Origin of the sequence: Bradyrhizobium sp. ISRA430 (assembly GCF_029909975.1) — a bacterium.
Lineage (GTDB): Bacteria > Pseudomonadota > Alphaproteobacteria > Rhizobiales > Xanthobacteraceae > Bradyrhizobium.
Window position 1 is genome coordinate 7,141,353 of the sequence record NZ_CP094516.1, and the last position, 16,329, is coordinate 7,157,681.

Below are 16,329 nucleotides of genomic sequence, written 5' to 3' on the forward strand. Positions count from 1 at the left end.
AGGCTAGGCCATATCGCTGGAGACTGGTCGATCATCCTCTAAACGAGCCCACATTTGGCCGCTGACAGGTCATCTGATAGGCGCTTTTGATAGGCGCTTTCCAATGGTTAATTCTTGGTTACTTCGTTGAAAATCGCTCAATTTACCTCACTTTAGGATGAACCCGCCAATCTCCACGCGGAACAAACTGATTGCTTTCGCCGTTCGGTTGGGCGAGAGTATCTGTATTGCAACTTCCAGTGCGGCTTAATTTCAGGTCGGAGAGCACCAATGACCGCATGGCGGTATGAACGAACACATTGGATTGTCGATAGGGATCACCCGTCTAAGACGGTGGCGCGCATTGCGGCTATTGTGCTGTCCTTGGTGCCGCTGGTGATGGCGATTGTGATTTTGAAATAGACGATCGCTTCTCGCAAAGTATAGCGGTTCCAAGTCCAACAGAGATTCCAAAAAACGCATACCCAAGCAGTGCCTGAATTGCGGCGATCAATCGCAATTCAGGTGGCGGCGTGAAATCCCCATAGCCCAATGTCGTCCAAGTGATGACTGAAAAATAAAGTGCGCTCTGCCCGTCATCGATGAGGGAAATGGGGGTGTCTCCGTAAAGCAGTCCGAAGCCTCGGTAGATCCCTGCAAAAACAAAAATCAGAGTGCCACTCTGGATTAGCAGAGCGAGCACTGTTCGCTTTGGTCCTAGTCGTCTGGAACGCAAATTCGTCGCATTAGTTGATTGCTCGAATCTCTAGAGAGGAGAGCGCCAGTGGCGAATGCAGGTGTGCGAGGCCGGCCGATTGCGCCGTTGGTGCTTAGTCCGCAGGAGCGGACGTACTTGGAGAGGCAAGTTCGTCGTCATCGTGTTGCCCGGTCGCTATCTGAGCGGTGCCGCGCGATCCTGCGATGCGCGGATGGATTGCCCAGCAAGTCTGTAGCTGCCGAACTCGGCCTTCACGAACACACCGTTGGCAAGTGGCGCCGCCGATTCTTGAAGGATCGCTGTGATGGCCTGCTTGACGAAGCCCGCCCTGGCCGCCCTCGCACCATCGACGACGATCAGGTTGCCGCCGTGATCGAGCGGACGCTGCGGACGACGCCGACCGACGCGACGCACTGGTCGATCCGCTCGATGGCGGCGGAAACTGGCTTTTCCCACACCACCATCCGCCGAATGTGGTCGGCGTTCGGCTTGCAGCCGCACCGTAGCCAGACATTCAAGTTGTCGAGCGATCCGCTGTTCGTCGACAAGGTACGCGATATCGTCGGCCTTTATCTATCCCCACCGAACCGAGCCCTTGTCCTCAGCATCGACGAGAAAAGCCAGATTCAGGCCCTCGATCGCGAGCAGCCGGTCTTGCCGATGATGCCTGGCGTGCCGGAACGTCGCACGCACAGCTACGTGCGGCATGGCACGACCACGCTGTTTGCAGCGCTCGATGTCGCCTCGGGGTTCGTCATCGGCAAATGCTACAAGCGCCATCGGGCAGTCGAGTTCTTGAGGTTCCTCAAAGAGATCGACGCTCAAATCCCTGAGGGGCTCGCTGTCCATATCGTCATGGACAACTACGCCACCCACAAGACGTCCAAGATCAAAGCGTGGCTCGCTCGCCGGCCGCACTATCATGTCCACTTCACGCCGACTTCTGCGTCCTGGATCAATCAGGTCGAGCGCTGGTTCGCTGAACTCACCAGAAAGCAAATCCAGCGAGGTGTTCACACCTCCGTCAAGCAGCTCGAGGCCGACATCCGTACCTTCATCGACCTGCACAACAAAAATCCGAAGCCCTTCAAATGGACCAAGTCTGCTGACCAGATCTTGGCTTCCGTCAAACGCTTCTGCCACAAAGCCCACCAGACTTTATGTGGTGAACTTTAGATTCACGTGACTAGATCATGAATTCTAAAGCCGATGAACGAGACCACCGTTGCCATCAGCACGGCGGCAATCGTCAAATAACACATCTGCAAGTTGGCGCGGAAATCAGTGGGATTGAATATGAAAGCCGCAACTGCGAGAATCACGTTCCCGACTAGAGGGAAAATTACAAAAAGCAGCGTGCTTTGGAATCGTCGCATGCCAATGTTCTAACTACCTGAAATTGTACAAACATATTGCCAGCATGCCAGACCCTTGAAAAGGGAATTCTATGGAATATCCCGCTGCCAATAGCCGGTGAAGTCCACTGACTTGCCGCGCTTCAACGCCAGCCCAGCAATCCGGCTGACCTGATCGCCATTCGAGACGCGGTGACGTCGATGTACCAGGATCTGGGCCTGCCGTCGCTCCATCTGTAGCCGCGACGTTTCAGGACATCCTTCAGATCGAACGGCGACTGCTCGGCCGACATCCTTACCGTTCTCTTTCGGGCTTGCTCTAGCAGCGCCGGCGCGCCTGCGGATGGTAGTCAGGATCTCGATGAGGGCGTGACAGTCGTCGACGGCCTGTGCGCATGGTGAAAGAAGCCGGCACCGTTCAACAGGTATTGGGCTCCCGCGAATCCATGGTGGCGCCATTCCACCTCGGTCGCCGAGCAACCCCATGCCTTGTGCTCGAACACGGCCCAGAAGCGAAGGCTTCGGATCCTAAACTAGGGCAATCAGCAGCAACGCAACAGTGACCGGCCCGTACGATCATCCTCGCCCTCCCTCTATATTCTGTTTGGCTTGGAGAGAGAGCAGGCCTGAATCGTGCAGGCGACGCAAATTAACAATCGTGCGCTGGTGCAAAGTGCTGTGAGACTGTTGCCCGACTGCTTCGGTGCTGCACCGTCAAAGGCTGGACAGAGCGTGAGTTCTTTAAGACGTGGGGTCGTTCGCGGCTGTTTCCGCGGCCCGCACTGACCGCATTGCTTTTGACGTCGTCGACCTCAACCGCGATTGCGAAGTCAGGAGGCGGTATCATCCAAACAGCACCGCCACTGCGACGTGATCGAGAAGGCTGGAAGTAGAGCGCCAGCCGAGCGTTGAACGCAGGGCGTCCTCCGGTATTAAGTGTCGAGCATCCGTCGACGAGCGCCGAAAAGCAGACAGTCAACTATTGGTCGCCGCTCGCGCTCTCGCATAAAAGGCCTGAAGTTTTCTGGACAAGGAGTTGCTCGGCGCGGCCAGAGCCGCATCGAACATCCAGTTTATTAGCCCCAACTGCTCTTTTTGCGCGGCCATCCTGCTGATCGTTCTTAATCCTTCGCTCCATGCAGACGGGCAGGCGAGCCAATTCCCGGCAGAGGCGCGAAGGCGCGCCAAATAGTAGCCATCGCGGCAGCTGGTCGTAGAACATCTCATGCCGGCCGGTCTCTGCGCACATGCTTAGAAACCGCGACAGCGGAGACTCCATGGTGAGGACGCCAGCCGACTTCGCTTCCTCAAAAAGCCGTTTCTGCATACTCGCCATGGCGTCGACAAACTTCCAGGGCGCGCGTCATTGACGGCTGTTCCTGCTCTCGAGACCGCAAGTAGGCGCGGAGACGTTCGGGGCGTTCCCTTGCCGGTGGATGTGACCGAGGCGCGGTCTCTTGGTCAGGATCAGCCACGCCCCCAGAGTGCCCGATATAGCCACATCATCTCCATCGGCAGAGCCGATCAGTTCCCGAAACGCGAAACCATCAGCAGCAAATTCCATCTCGAAGCGACTTGCATCTGTTGTCTTCTCGATCGACAGGGCTCCAGCCGCCACATGCCCGCACTCATGCAGGAGAAGGAACTGGATCGCGAAGAATCTACGTTGCGCCCAGCCTCAAGTGGGTGCCCCCAACGCCGAACGTCGGTGACGAGTGGAATTGCGCCAAGTTCCCTGATCACATCCGGCGTGTCAGCTGTCCCGAGGTGAACGTACCGGTGGATCATCATTCCGAACTGCCAGCCGATCTGTTTAGAGAACCTCCTGGCGAGATCGGGCCGGCTGGAGAAGCGGACCAGCCGACGCCTTAGCCGCAGCAGCCACGGCTCTGAATCCTTTCCAACCCCCTTTTTGGTCAATGCGTTTCCGAGCGTGTCGCATAGACTTGTGTCGGCGGGCAGCATGAGCATTTCGGCATCGCTCGAGATTAACGGCATGGCCCCCATCGGCAACGCGATCACGTAGCCGAGTCCTTGTGATGACCTGGAGGAGTAGACGTGTCCGTTGAACTCCGCATCGTTGACGGTCCGGACGCGATCCCCGCGCCCGCTCGGCAGGTTTGGCGGAGAGCCGGAGACTTCGAAATCAATTCTCGAAGGCGTTGTGCACCCAGTCTGTCCGCTTCAGAAACGAGGGGTAGCGATCGATAAACGTCCCACCCGCAATGCCAAGGACCTTGAATTGTGCTTCCAGATCCGGAGGCGCCCACAATAGGTTCGACCCACCGCCGCCGGGCGGCACGAGCTTCAGTATCCAGTCCAGCAACTCGGTCGTTTTCTGCAGCTCGGCTAGGAGTTGCTGTGGCGTCATCGCTTTTTTCCGGTCCCGGGCAGATCAGTCGCTTTTGTCTTTGGCTGGAACGCACTCTTTGCAGAGCGTCGCCACGCCTACCCGGAAGAAGAGTACCGCGACGCCCGCAAAGACTAGCGGACTCATGGGTACAGTGCCTGCAATCGCCATCGGAACAGGTCTGGCAGGACGGCAAAGATCAGCGGCATGAAGTTATTGAGACTACGGTGTCACGACCTGTCCCGCCCTTGTCATCAAGCTGTTCTGGCTCGCAACCGTGTACGGATAGTGCTGATCATTTCGTGGATAGTCCGGTAGGTGGCCTAGCCGTTCGCTAGGGCCGTCTTGTGGATCACGATCCTGAGGTACGGCTTAGTTACCGGATTGGGAAACGCGAACAAATCTGTCGAGCCTTCGACGAACATGTTTGCCCCGACGGGCGTGAGGGACGGCAGATGATCTTCAAGATCATCCACATGAGGTCGATTTGGAAGCAAGCCGGTCCGACGGATAGAACGTGTAGCGCCCGCTCAAATCGACCGCGATAATCTCAATCGCTACAAAGTACGTCCCGACCCGGTGAACATCCTGGGTAGCACCCGGCGCGACTGCAGCATCTTTAAGATGCTCCCATTTCCAGCGACCAGGAATCAGTTCAGTCTCTCAGGTAATTGAGCACACTGTTGCAGGCGTCCTTGGCCTCAGCGAAGCTCTGCAGCGGGGAGCCGAGCACCCTGATCGAGCCACGGCTCTGGTCAAGCGGACGCCACGAAGCGACGTAGCCGAACCTTCCGCGAAAGCCAGGACCCGTCGGGCTCTGCAAGCTTATAACGAACGAGTAGCCGCCGCTGCGTGCACTCCAAATTTCCATGTCTTCGACAGCGCGGTGGAACTGCAGGGGCATCACGCACCGTTCGCCTGGGCAACTCGACAATGAAATTCTTCGGGCGGACCCACTGGCGTAGAAAATCCGAGACTCTAACCGCATGAAAGCGCTGTGACAGGTCAGCTGCTCTGCCAGGCGAAGCTGTCGTCTAAGTCCTCTTCAATCACCCCGGCCGCGTATAACTGATCGAGCAGGTCGGCTACTGCGAGCACGCTCGTTCCGTCAGTCGTGACCTGCCTAACCAGCTCCGACGCTGTGCAGTTGCCGTACGCGATTAGATGGCCAACGGAAATGGGAGCGATGTCGTCGAGTACGCGGTGTTCCATGTTGCGTGAGCGGAGATGAAAGGATCGGTTGCTGGCCTTGTATTGCAGGTCCCTGCGGAAGCGGATCGGCAGTTCGGGAGCCGGACTCTCGAGCATATGCTGGTCAATCATGTTCTGCAGCCCCTCCCGGAACTCGTCAGGCGTCCTGAAGAAGCGTTCACTCAAGACGCGGTAGCCGAGAGGCCAGCGTTTGCTACCCCGCACCGGCGTCACCAACTGTAAACGTCCCTGCAGCATATTTACGAGAAAGCCGGAAACACAGGCGATCGTCGTGTGATCGCCCTCCAGCAAGGCGATTGCATCATCTTTGTTAGCGGCCCTAAGTTTCTCGCTCCGCTCGCGCGCGCGCCCGGCAAAAGCCTTTGCAGTCAGCGCCTCCTTGCCCTGCAGGACGAGTTCGACACCGATCAGCTCCTCAGGCGAAAACGCCATGTGAATCTGGTTGAGATGTGTTGTGCTTAGCACGGAGAAACGATTCGTCACGGCGCGATAGCGCTTGAACAGTTCGAGCACGCGCGTGGTGAGTGCGCGATCCTTGAGCGGGGCCGCCGTCGTTGTTTGTGGCAATGCGCCCGTGATCTGATAGTAGTCGAATAGAAAGCGGTCGTAGTGTGGGTTGTCCATAGGCTCTGTGGCCCAGTAGCAGAAACCAGTACGGGCTGCCGATCCAAACATCTCGCTCGCGATACCAACCACGCCGCGCCAAAGCGCTGCATGCTCTTCACTATATTCGTAATAGCCTTTGAAGCGGTCGGCCGAGAGGCCGCAGAACCAGCAACCGACGGAGCAGCCGTCGCTCAGCTCGAAAGCGATGATGGGGTAGGTGACCGACGCCGCCGTTCTGCCCAATTCGTCGTTGCAGCGCCGGATTTGGCGCTCGCGCCAAGCATGAAAGCGAGGGTTGATCGTCGACATCTCGCCCTCTTCGCGCAGGAGGTCGCGATGGCGCAACATCTCGCAGATAAACTCGTCCCACATCATAGCCAGGGGCCAGCGCGTAGACTCCGGCTTGAAGCGGTGTTTCAGGTAGCCGCCGCGCCAGAGCGGCAGCATCTTCATTGGGTCGACTTCGATGCCGTAGCGCTCTGTTACCGCTCGAGGAGAATCAACGTTCTCCGAAAGCGCCCTGCGGAACTGCAAGTCACCAGCCAGCCGCTCCATGAAGCGCTTGACGTGCGACAACGTGCGCAGTTGCTCGGGGGTACGCCGGTCAAAAATCTGTCGGCAGTGTTCGGTGGCAGTGTGCGTCATACGTTACGGGTGAGCCCTGAAGCCGCATCTCTAAGCCTGAAAGCAATGATCTCACTCCTGACGAGGCGTGCTTTCAGTTCTCTTCGCACCGGATCGCTTTCTTGAGGACGAGCCAATGCGATCAGAGTTAAAATATTTTAGGCCGCGACAGCGACAACAACCACAATAAGTAAAACGATAGCGACGAGGTCACGGCCGGCTTCCGCGGCTTGCACGGCGCTCGTAGGTGCCTCCGACGTGGAACTAGCCAACGCAGTGGTATGCACAATCCTGCTTAAGCCCGCACCGCTCAAGTCCTGCTTGCCGCCGACAATCGCGTCGAGCTGCATCAACTCGTGTCGGCCTGGCACTCGGATGCTGCTCCTAACCTCGTCAAGCGTGAAATCGTAGCCGTGGCTCTTTCCGACCGCTACAATCGGTGCAAGACCTGTAGCACTCTGCTTAAGGCTTTCCAGCAGACTACCCTCTTTCGCTAGATTCTTGACAAACCGTTCTACCTCAGCCTGCGACATAGCCGGGCCTCTGCTATATGTTGCTACCTATCCGTCGCTTTGGAAGCGATCGGTGATAATGCCGTAACAAGGCAATCGGCATGCCAAACTGAAAGTGCTGCTTTTGCGCTTTGTCTGACCTTGCGTATCGTCAACTTGCCGACATTGGTCTCGAACCTAACAAGCGCTCAGTAGAGCGGGATGAGATCTCATTGTCGGTAACCAGCCCAGCAGTGCAAGGGGGCGCCATTTACAAAAGCTCGGTCAGAACCGTGCTCAGCAACCTCTGTTCGCGGATTAGAGACGTCGCGCATTCCGTCCAATACGCCCGTTCTGCGAGAGGCTGGAGGTGAAATCCGGCTGGCCTATTCACCACACCATCCGTATCCTGGCGAAAGGCAAGTGTACAACCGGCCGGTTCTGCACTTGTGTGCGGCATGGCCGGCCACCGGGCCTGCGGCGCCGGGGGCAGTCTAGTACGCCTCGAGCGACCGACGAGGCGATCATCTCCAGAAGCTTCTTGCCGCCTTCGCCGGCGTCCTGTACGCCGATTGCTACAGCCGATGCGAACCGCTGTTCGACCCGCAGACGAAGTTGCGGCCGATTACGCCGGCATTTTGCATTGCCCATGCGCGGCGGGGGTATCTTCGAGCTGGCTGACATCGAGAAGAACGCTCAGGAAGGTAAGAAGGGCAAACCGCTCTCTCGGGTCGACCTGCAGGCGGTCAGACGCCTCGGTTATGCGCGAGCAAATGGCCGGGCCTTCAACTGCAACCAGATCGGTGGCGAGCTTCACATTGTTCCTAGAGGGGGGCCTGACGGATGTCACTGCCTTGCGATCGCGGACTATCAGATAAGGCAGGTATGACATGTTGAAGGTTGTGGTACCCTCGGAAGCTCGCTGATCGCAGGTGAGCAGCGCACCACGCTTCGTTACCAGCGAATGCAGCAGCGCGAGCGAGCTGCAAACCGTGCTCGCCACCGATCTGCCGGACCTGTCCACGTCTGCAGCTCGGCTTCGCGGTCGACGTGCCGGGCGATCTGCCTGCGCATCGTCGACGAGGCCACGGCGTCCGAGAACGCGGCGAGCCACTGCACCTGGCCGGACGTGCTGATGTAGTGAGACTTGCAAACCGCATCGCAGACCGAGATCGACGGCCGCACGGTCGCGAACCCGTTCTGCTGCGACACCTGGTGACTGTCGGGCACCAGGAGCATCACGCGATGTCCGCAGCCGCAGGCGCAGGAAAGCGCCGCAACCTCGAATTCCGGGGAGTGGTAGAGGACGCCCTGTTCGAGCTGCTTGGGCAGGCGTTCGACGGCCCGATATGAGAACCTCACCATAATCCTAGTCGATCTCCATCGTCGCGGTATCGAAGATATAGGACGTCTTCTCATCGAGACGGTCGAGCAGCTTGAAATGCTGCTTGAACCGGACGACGGCCATGACGGCGTTCAGCGCGTTCAACTCCGTGATCTGCGCCTGCTTGCGGTAACCGCCGTTCACGGCCTAGTCGATGGTAGGGGACGGATCTATCGGCTCGCCGTCGGCCCACATTCGTTCGTTCCAGGATTCGCACGACAGCTTGTCCGCCGTCCGGAGAAGAGCTTCGCCCTTGACGCGGGCCTCGACGGATTGCGCGGCTAGAATCGTTGTCATCGCGCGCGCCTTGCCGAGCTCTTTCGTGAGGGCCTTGCGGTCGCCGCCACTGAGGGGCGTGGGATGGTGCTTTGGCGCCACTCGCCGGCGACCTACACGAACTGCGGCCAGCAGCCATCCTCTTCGTAGCGTCCGGTCCGCTGGCGGCAGGTGGCGTCGAGCAGCCGCTGCCCGACGTCCTTCCAGCCCGCATCCGGACCGTATAGCCGGCAGGCATCGGCTTTCTGGATTTCGACGATGCGGCCGCATCGACTGCAGGAGACCCGCAGCACGTGCTGGTCGATCTCCGAAAGCCTCCGCGACTGGATCGGGGGACCGGCCTGTCTGGCGTCGGCGCCGGCGTCCTTCAGGAAGGCATCCCAGTATTCGGCCGGCATCGGGTCCGCCGGGCCTGTCTGGCGCGCGTTGGGTGCCTCCTGTCGACGGCGCCGGCCATCTTTTCCGTCTGCTTTGGGGTCAGCATGCGCCAGCTCGCGGGTCTTTCGGCAGCCATGTCTCATTAGAACATATGGAGAACATGAGAGCCAGTGAAAACCGCCACTTCTGTGAAAAGCCAAAATAAGCCTCCCCGCGATCGCGCCATGTTATGGTTTTTTATAAAAACCAAAAATATAAATAGGGAATCGGCCTCTTAGTTTGGGTTCCCATGAAGCGCAGCGATCTCAGCCATACGATCCGAGAGACCCTGAAGCGGCTGCCGCCGCCCTACGATTCCCATTACGGGATCGTGCCGCCGGCGCCGCCGGAAGACGGCGTGTTCGCTCCCGGAGCGACGAAGGCGCTCGAAGCCGCTCAGGCGGCCTTCGGCAAGGTCGACGCCATCGCGGCCCAGATGAACGACCCCTACATTGTCAGCCGGGTCCTGACCAGACGCGAGGCGGTCAGTTCCTCGTCGATCGAAGGCACTCAGAGCACTCTCGACGGATTGCTTTCCGCCGAGGAGACCGGCGACGACGGTGCCCGGGACGAAACGCGCCAAGTCCGCAACTACGCTGTCGCCTTGGACGGATTCATCCCGAGAGCCGCCAAGGAAGGCTACTGCGTATTTACGATGGACCTGATCAGGGATCTCCATCGGGCCGTGATGAAGGACGATCCGGATTATCAGGACGTTCCCGGCGACCTTCGCGCGCGCGTCGTGTGGATCGGCGGGAGTAAAGACATCGCATATTCGAGTTGGAATCCTCCGCCTCCTGCCGATGTTCCTGATTGCCTCGCGCAAACGGTCGACTACCTCCGGAACGAGGGGATGCAGCAGATGACGCAAGAGTTCATTACGCGCATGGCGATTGCGCACGCTCATTTCGAGGCGGTGCACCCCTTCCGGGACGGCAACGGTCGTGTCGGTCGCCTTCTGCTTCCGCTCATGATGGCTGCGGAGAAGCATGTGCCCCTGTACCTTTCACCTTACGTCGAAAGCAAAAAGGGCACGTACTACGCCTCGCTCAAGGATGCACAACAACGGCTCGAATGGGAGCCCGTCATCACCTTCATGGCCGACGCCGTGACCGGTACCGTCGAAGAACTCATCCGGACGCGCACGGCGCTGTCGGAACTATCCGAGCGATGGAGGGGCCGCCGAAAATTCCGAAGGGGATCTGCGGCCATGAGAGCGCTCGACGAACTTCACAATTATCCGGTCGTGACGGCGAAGCGGCTTGGCGAACTGCTCGATGTCACCCCCGCACAGATAAATAAGGGCATTGCGCAGTTGGTGGAAGCCGGCATTCTGCACGAGCGGACCGGATACGCACGCAACCGAGTTTACGCCGCTCCTGAAGCGCTCGCAGTCATCAATCGTCCCTTCGGTGAAGAGCCTGTTCTTCCAGAATAGGATGATTCGACGGGCCCCAACGGACCGTGACCGACACCACATGCGATGACCTGACTGCTGCACCGCCGATTCCGCGTCGGATTCCACACAGAATAAGTCAAACGCGCCCGGGCCGCTACGTTCTCACCGAGAAGCGAGTGAACGCGGTGAGCGTCTGCAGGCGAGGCGTGATCTCGCGCAGATAGATCTCCGACTTGAGGAAGGCGATCTCGACATCGACATCCGCCTCGCTGACGTCGATGTACCAGGATCTGGGCCGGCCGTCGCTGCCGTCGCTCCAACGGTAGCCTCTACGCTTCAGGACATCCTTCAGATCGAACGGCGACTGTTCGGCCCACAATCCTTACCGTTTTCTTTCGCGCCTGCTCCAACAGCGCCGCAAGCGCCGGTGCGCCCGCGGATGGCGTTCGACGGAAAGGATCTCGACGAGGGCGTGACAGTCGTCGACGGCCCTGTGCGCATGGTGAAAGAAGCCGGCACCGTTCAGAAGGTAGCCAAGTTGAGCTCCCGCGAATCCATGGTGGCGCCATTCCACCTCGGTCGCCGAGCAACCCCATGCCTTGTGTTCGAACACGGCCCAGAACCGTTCGGCGAATTTCCTGTCGAAGGCGGCATTGTGCGCGATCACGATGACCGAATCTTGCACGAAGGATTCGACGGCGGCTGCCTCGATGCGATGGCCGGCGACCATCTCGTCGCTGATTCCGGTGAGCGATGTCACCTCCGCAGGAATCGAGTATCGACGGCTCGTTGAACGAGGCGAAAACGTCGCGGACGCCGACGATGCGGCCGTCGGCGACGTAGTCGAACTTGACCATGCCGAGTTCGATGACCTCGTCTTTCTGTAGGTCGAGACCGGTGGTCTATCGATCGCGGAATCAAGCGTCGAAGGACACGATAGTCTTGGGACTGACCAAGCGCAGAAGCCATCGCGGCCAAGCTGAGATCCCCTTGCAACATGACTCCTTAAACCCTCCCCAGCGACGTCTGCCAGATCACATCAAGGAACGTATCACACGATCGGGCGGGTTGACTGATTCCGAAGGCAATAACCCGATTTCCACATCGGCCGCCCTTCTGGCACCGATGCCCGCGACGCCGCCGTGTTTCAACGTCGGATGACCCTCGCGCGCGCGGTCGTCCCGGTCCTAGCTTCAGCCGTGCTCCTCGCACTACAGCGCGGGGATCGCGCGGAGGCCGTCATGATGGAGCGCGACACTCGACAACGACCGGCCGCACGATGATCCCTCCCGGAAGGCTCGCAGCCTGGTCCTCGAGTTTCGCCCTGGCTTCGCCCACCGACATCTTCGGCGCGGTCCTGCCTCTTTGGGATCCCACTTGTCCGTCTCGAACCAGCCGACCAGGAATATTCCCGCTTGTGCGCGTAGGCGGATCATGTACTCGCGGACTAGCTGCGCCTCGAGCGCGGTGAAGATATCGTCGTTCCAGCACCCCTTCGCTTCGATGACGGCAGTAATCGGTTCGAACGATTCCCCGCCTGGACGGCGCCGAACAGCATTGATCAAGATATTTATACGCTTGCCGACGGGGGCTCCCGGCACTCGACCGTCTTCGACCTCGCGGTTGGCGAAGATGCCGGCGTCTGCGAGCTCCGACTGAAGGAAGCGTACGACGATGTCCGAGAAGCCGTTCTCATCGATGGGCCTGAAGACGCTCGTCGAACCCTGCCGGTCCCAAAGATCGCGCACCGGCGTCTGTGCGCCGTGAAGCGATAGTTCGAGCCGAAGAAAGCACGCATGGAAGCTTCTTTTCGGATGCGGTCCGTCAGATCGAGCGGCGATGCTGGTCGAAACCGCTCGGACTTTTCCGCAAGTTGCGAGTAGGCCGATGCTCTCCTACGTATGAGCTACGGATGCTCTTCCGCGTTCGTCGACGTAGCTTCGCTACGTTGTCAGGAGCGGCCGCCGCAGAAGGTCGCCTTCACGACCCGCGCGATAGTGGGCGACTGACCAATTTCAAGAGGGGACGGTTCAGCGCCCATCAAAAAAATCCATCCAGTGAGAAGGATTGACCGCCGTCTGGTCCGGCCCAATGTCTTTTGGACGCTACGCCTAAGTCGATAGAGGAGGTGAACATGGTCACTGAGGTTAAGGCCGACTGTTGAACACGGCCGGGCCGAGGGCCGCGTGTCCCTGGGCTCAATAGCCCATGCGATTGTTTTGGGCGGCGCTCGGTCGTGCCGCTCGGCCGCGTATTCCCGCTTCGACCCAACCTTGGATCTAGACATGACTTCATCCGCTCTCCACTTGGCCGAAGCTTCGCGGGTATTTGAACAGCCGGCTCCGAGGCACAGCCCTTGGCGAGCGACCGCTGCCGCTGCCCTTTTGGGCCTGCTGGCGGTCACTGCCATCCCCGTGAGCGAAGGTTTCTTCACCGGCGGTCGCGCTGCCGTGGAGCAAAAGCTTTCGACCGTTGGCGCCCGGGTCGAAGATTTCGTACCGGAAGAGCGAGGCAAGCTCTCCAAGCCCATCATCGGCGGCTTGCTGGCGGGTGCCGCTTCGACCGTCGGGAAGCGGGTTGCAGGTACCTTCGTCGACGCTTCTTGGCCGGTCGCGCAGGCTTGGTTCGATCGAAAGACCCACAAGACAGATCAAATGATCTGGGCCGGCCCGCTGCACGTCGTCGACGGAAAGCCCGATGGCCGTGACGACTCGGTGACGACATTGAAGTTCGATGGCGACGGCAACCTGGCTCTCGCGTACCGCCTCGCCCGGTTCTTCGCGACGATGGGCCTCGACGTCGGCAAGTTCAGGATGTCCGCGACGGCCACGATGACGGATGCCGACTGCTCTTGCACCTACCGCTCGTACGGGCCGGAGATCGAAGTCTGGACCACGGGTGTCGTCCAGCAGACGTGGCTCTCCGAGAAAAACAAGCGAACCTACTTTGTCGTCGCCGCAATGGACCCGAGCGGACAACTGGCATCGGGTCAGGTCACGGCGAGCTTCGGAGGAGTTACGATGACGCGCCCTACCGTCTTCGGGTCGTCCCATGACAAACTGAATGCGGACAAGCGGCTTGACAACTATTGATATGACCCTGCGTTTGCCGAGGGAACGTGTCTAGTTAGGCGGCTGCCCCCTTACGCGATCAATGACGGGAGTTCGTCTTTTCGTACGTCGCCCCGCGGATTTTCGGTCACTCCTCAGGCGCCGGACCGCTTCGGAGGGCCCATTCGTGGCCGGTCTTCTGCTTCATTCGCGCGAGTAGCTTCTCGATCCTCTCGAGATATATGGACTCGACGGCGCTCACGAGATCCGGCCACTCCTTGGCGCCTCCGATATGGTATCCGAGCGACAGTCCAAATTTGAGTTCAAAACGATTGTCCTCGAACGACACCTCGAGCGCGTTGGAAACCGAATCGTGTTCGTCGTTGTGCGCGAAACGTTTGTTTCTCAAATCGACTACCCGATCGTGAATGCTGCGTAGTTTTTCCGGGATGCTGTCGTAAGCATCTCAAGTTCGAGGAAAGCCTCCATTTTCAATTCGAACTTGTAGGCAGACAAGCGCTTCTGCACATGCTTCAACGCCACCACGGCGGCGAACGAGTGCAAGACCCTGACAAGCTGTGACAGCTCGTTGTCGACGGACTTAAGGATGACGCGCCCATCATCCGCCATCGCCTGAAAATGATCTCTCCATTCCTCGGGGAGGTATTGCAGCGCCTCTTCGGGCAGAACGTAGTACTCTCCCGCATCTTCCTGATGAGAGATCAGATCGCCCTCCGTCTGTGCCATCAGCGTGGATTCCTTGTTCATTGTGGCGGCGACGCGTTCCGCGTGATCTTTTGTGAGAAAGCAGCCCAGCGAGTTGCAGTAACTGTTCCTCACGATCTAGAAGGGCCAGGACTCCTTGCCCTTCATGCTGGCGGTCTCGGCGTAGAATGGCGGCCTCATGCCGATTCCGCGCCGTGTCTTCAGCATTTCTCGGGCGAAGTCATCAACGTCTTCGTCTGTCACTTGCGATGTTTCCGATCCAGAGATTCGCGGCTTGTGCGGTCGACGAGACTTCGTCTTCCTTCGCCCTCGCGACAATCTTCAGGGAGTCGCCCGGCAGCGGCCGCTGCAATGCCTTGGCTTCTGCCCATGGCGCGGTCATCCAAGTCTCGACCGGCGTGGTCAGGATCACCGGCATCGCCTTCGGGTGGATAGCGCCCACCTCCGCGTTGGGCTCGGTCGTCAGGAACGCGTAGGGGTCGTTGGTAATTTCGCCTTCCTTGACCTTCCGGACCGAAGTCCAGTTCGTCCAGATGCCCGCGAAGCAGGCGAGTGACCGTCGAGAGCGAACCAGATGTCGCCGCTGAAGGAGTTGAACGGCGCCACGCACGATGCTCTGGACCCAGCCAACGCGCCCAATGTTTGCTTTTCTCGTCACGGATATTCGTCGTGCCGCCATCCGGCTCCATCCGGAGGAGTTCCTTGAAGTCGACCGGCTTACCTTTGGCTTCCAGCTTCACTGCGCCTTTTTTGGTCGCCTCCATTTGCGCATGCTGCGAGGACGGCATAGCCCAGCGCGCGGTTGCGAGCTCGCGACTGTCGGCGCCGGTCCGGACGATCGGTGCTTTGTAGTCAGGAAAGAGTCCGGGCATCGGTACGAGATCGCTGACTTAGCGGTTGACCACGCAGAACACGGCGCTGATCGCCGCCTCATTGGTGGTGATGGAGTAGATTGCACATCTTCACATTTCCCGAGCAACGTGACGTGACCGCTGCGCAAACTGTAGCAGGGTCGCCGAAGGGCGGCGAGCGGGGCATGAGTGAGGGCGCGAAGCCTCACACATAGCACCGCGAAGAACACGCAGACGACCAACAGCGCTATCACGGCAGCGCGAGGCATGTCAGTCGCCACCGGATCCAGACAGGACGCTCGCTCGCGTCCTGCAAAGTTCACCGTAGAACAGATGGGAGGGGCTTGATCGTGTGTGATCATTTACGTGCTTCACAATGGTAGAGGTGAGTAAGAGAGAGCGATCATGAGGAAGATAAATCACCGCTTGTGATCTGAAATCCGGCGTGGCGTTCCATGTCGTGTCGCTCATAGTGAGGCAAAAATAGCCAGCCGGAATTTGCCGCTTGCAGTCTGAGAGCGCAAAGACGCCTTGTTGTCACAGGGGAGCGATATTCCTGGGCGGTCGGCGCTCTGTTTCTATTCCATGTGCTCAACTGCCACGAAGCCAAACGGTATGCCCCCCGTTAGGAAAATCTACGTCTCCGGGCAGAACCAAAGGCAGGTCACCCGCCGGGACACCTGCATTCGTGCCAAGTGCAAACTCGAAAATCGAGGGATTAAGTCCGTTGTTAAGCTGCATCGCAAGTTGCAGCCTGTTTATTTTGCGCTTCTCCCGCTAGTCCAAGGCATGACAGCAGGTGATCAGCTGATGAAACAAGTCGCGCATTGAACAACTCCAAGTCGCGAAAATATGATTATAAACCCGTTGAAGTAGTGAATAGTTTTATAT

Annotated in this window: 15 protein-coding genes and 4 pseudogenes; 5 read left to right on the forward strand and 14 right to left on the reverse strand. The window is 59.0% G+C overall.

What is annotated here, in order from left to right:
- Positions 1-270 precede the first annotated feature (270 nt).
- Positions 271-402 (forward strand): hypothetical protein, encoded by a 132-nt coding sequence (locus MTX21_RS33730; protein ID WP_280968854.1) that lies wholly within the window; start codon positions 271-273, stop codon positions 400-402.
- 361 nt (positions 403-763) lie between these two features.
- Positions 764-1,873, forward strand: coding sequence for an IS630 family transposase (locus tag MTX21_RS33735; protein ID WP_280964225.1), 1,110 nt, complete (start codon positions 764-766; stop codon positions 1,871-1,873).
- 373 nt (positions 1,874-2,246) lie between these two features.
- On the opposite strand, the pseudogene MTX21_RS33740 reads toward MTX21_RS33735, so the two are convergent.
- The 4 genes and pseudogenes from MTX21_RS33740 to MTX21_RS33760 form a co-directional block, all read right to left on the reverse strand.
- Positions 2,247-2,573, reverse strand: a pseudogene (locus MTX21_RS33740) (3'-5' exonuclease); the annotation flags it as partial.
- Positions 2,574-4,198: 1,625 nt separating this feature from the next.
- A complete protein-coding gene (locus tag MTX21_RS33745) occupies positions 4,199-4,423 on the reverse strand; it encodes a hypothetical protein (protein ID WP_280968855.1) in 225 nt (74 codons plus the stop codon).
- A 984-nt stretch (positions 4,424-5,407) separates the two neighbouring features.
- Entirely contained in the window at positions 5,408-6,865 is a 1,458-nt protein-coding gene (locus tag MTX21_RS33755) for a radical SAM family RiPP maturation amino acid epimerase (protein ID WP_280968857.1), read from the reverse strand.
- A 137-nt stretch (positions 6,866-7,002) separates the two neighbouring features.
- A complete protein-coding gene (locus tag MTX21_RS33760; protein WP_280968858.1) occupies positions 7,003-7,377 on the reverse strand; it encodes a Nif11-like leader peptide family natural product precursor in 375 nt (124 codons plus the stop codon).
- A 355-nt stretch (positions 7,378-7,732) separates the two neighbouring features.
- Here MTX21_RS33760 and MTX21_RS33765 point away from each other — a divergent pair.
- A pseudogene (locus MTX21_RS33765) lies at positions 7,733-8,092 on the forward strand (transposase); the annotation flags it as partial.
- A gap of 197 nt (positions 8,093-8,289) precedes the next feature.
- On the opposite strand, the gene MTX21_RS33770 reads toward MTX21_RS33765, so the two are convergent.
- The 4 genes and pseudogenes from MTX21_RS33770 to MTX21_RS33785 form a co-directional block, all read right to left on the reverse strand.
- Positions 8,290-8,700 carry a DUF6527 family protein gene (locus MTX21_RS33770; protein WP_280968859.1) on the reverse strand — a complete coding sequence of 137 codons (411 nt, stop codon included), beginning with the start codon at positions 8,698-8,700 and terminating at the stop codon, positions 8,290-8,292.
- Between the two features lie 4 nt (positions 8,701-8,704).
- Entirely contained in the window at positions 8,705-8,863 is a 159-nt protein-coding gene (locus MTX21_RS33775; RefSeq protein WP_280968860.1) for a hypothetical protein, read from the reverse strand.
- Between the two features lie 6 nt (positions 8,864-8,869).
- Positions 8,870-9,097, reverse strand: a pseudogene (locus tag MTX21_RS33780) (hypothetical protein); the annotation flags it as partial.
- 11 nt (positions 9,098-9,108) lie between these two features.
- Entirely contained in the window at positions 9,109-9,393 is a 285-nt protein-coding gene (locus MTX21_RS33785; protein WP_280968861.1) for a hypothetical protein, read from the reverse strand.
- 269 nt (positions 9,394-9,662) lie between these two features.
- Between MTX21_RS33785 and MTX21_RS33790 the strand changes: the two genes are divergently transcribed.
- Entirely contained in the window at positions 9,663-10,850 is a 1,188-nt protein-coding gene (locus tag MTX21_RS33790) for a Fic/DOC family N-terminal domain-containing protein (protein ID WP_280968862.1), read from the forward strand.
- Between the two features lie 115 nt (positions 10,851-10,965).
- Here MTX21_RS33790 and MTX21_RS40150 read toward each other — a convergent pair whose 3' ends face one another.
- The 3 genes from MTX21_RS40150 to MTX21_RS33800 form a co-directional block, all read right to left on the reverse strand.
- A complete protein-coding gene (locus MTX21_RS40150) occupies positions 10,966-11,190 on the reverse strand; it encodes a hypothetical protein (protein ID WP_348637459.1) in 225 nt (74 codons plus the stop codon).
- A gap of 3 nt (positions 11,191-11,193) precedes the next feature.
- Positions 11,194-11,571, reverse strand: coding sequence for an exonuclease domain-containing protein (locus MTX21_RS40155; RefSeq protein ID WP_348637460.1), 378 nt, complete (start codon positions 11,569-11,571; stop codon positions 11,194-11,196).
- A 451-nt stretch (positions 11,572-12,022) separates the two neighbouring features.
- Positions 12,023-12,559 (reverse strand): hypothetical protein, encoded by a 537-nt coding sequence (locus MTX21_RS33800; RefSeq protein ID WP_280968863.1) that lies wholly within the window; start codon positions 12,557-12,559, stop codon positions 12,023-12,025.
- A gap of 537 nt (positions 12,560-13,096) precedes the next feature.
- Here MTX21_RS33800 and MTX21_RS33805 point away from each other — a divergent pair.
- A complete protein-coding gene (locus MTX21_RS33805) occupies positions 13,097-13,903 on the forward strand; it encodes a hypothetical protein (protein ID WP_280968864.1) in 807 nt (268 codons plus the stop codon).
- Between the two features lie 106 nt (positions 13,904-14,009).
- On the opposite strand, the gene MTX21_RS33810 is transcribed toward MTX21_RS33805, so the two are convergent.
- The 3 genes and pseudogenes from MTX21_RS33810 to MTX21_RS33820 all read right to left on the reverse strand — a co-directional run bounded on the left by MTX21_RS33810 (position 14,010) and on the right by MTX21_RS33820 (position 15,540).
- A complete protein-coding gene (locus MTX21_RS33810; RefSeq protein ID WP_280968865.1) occupies positions 14,010-14,270 on the reverse strand; it encodes a hypothetical protein in 261 nt (86 codons plus the stop codon).
- A 5-nt stretch (positions 14,271-14,275) separates the two neighbouring features.
- A complete protein-coding gene (locus tag MTX21_RS33815) occupies positions 14,276-14,629 on the reverse strand; it encodes a hypothetical protein (protein ID WP_280968866.1) in 354 nt (117 codons plus the stop codon).
- A 181-nt stretch (positions 14,630-14,810) separates the two neighbouring features.
- Positions 14,811-15,540 (reverse strand): annotated as a pseudogene (locus MTX21_RS33820) (SOS response-associated peptidase family protein).
- Positions 15,541-16,329 lie beyond the last annotated feature (789 nt).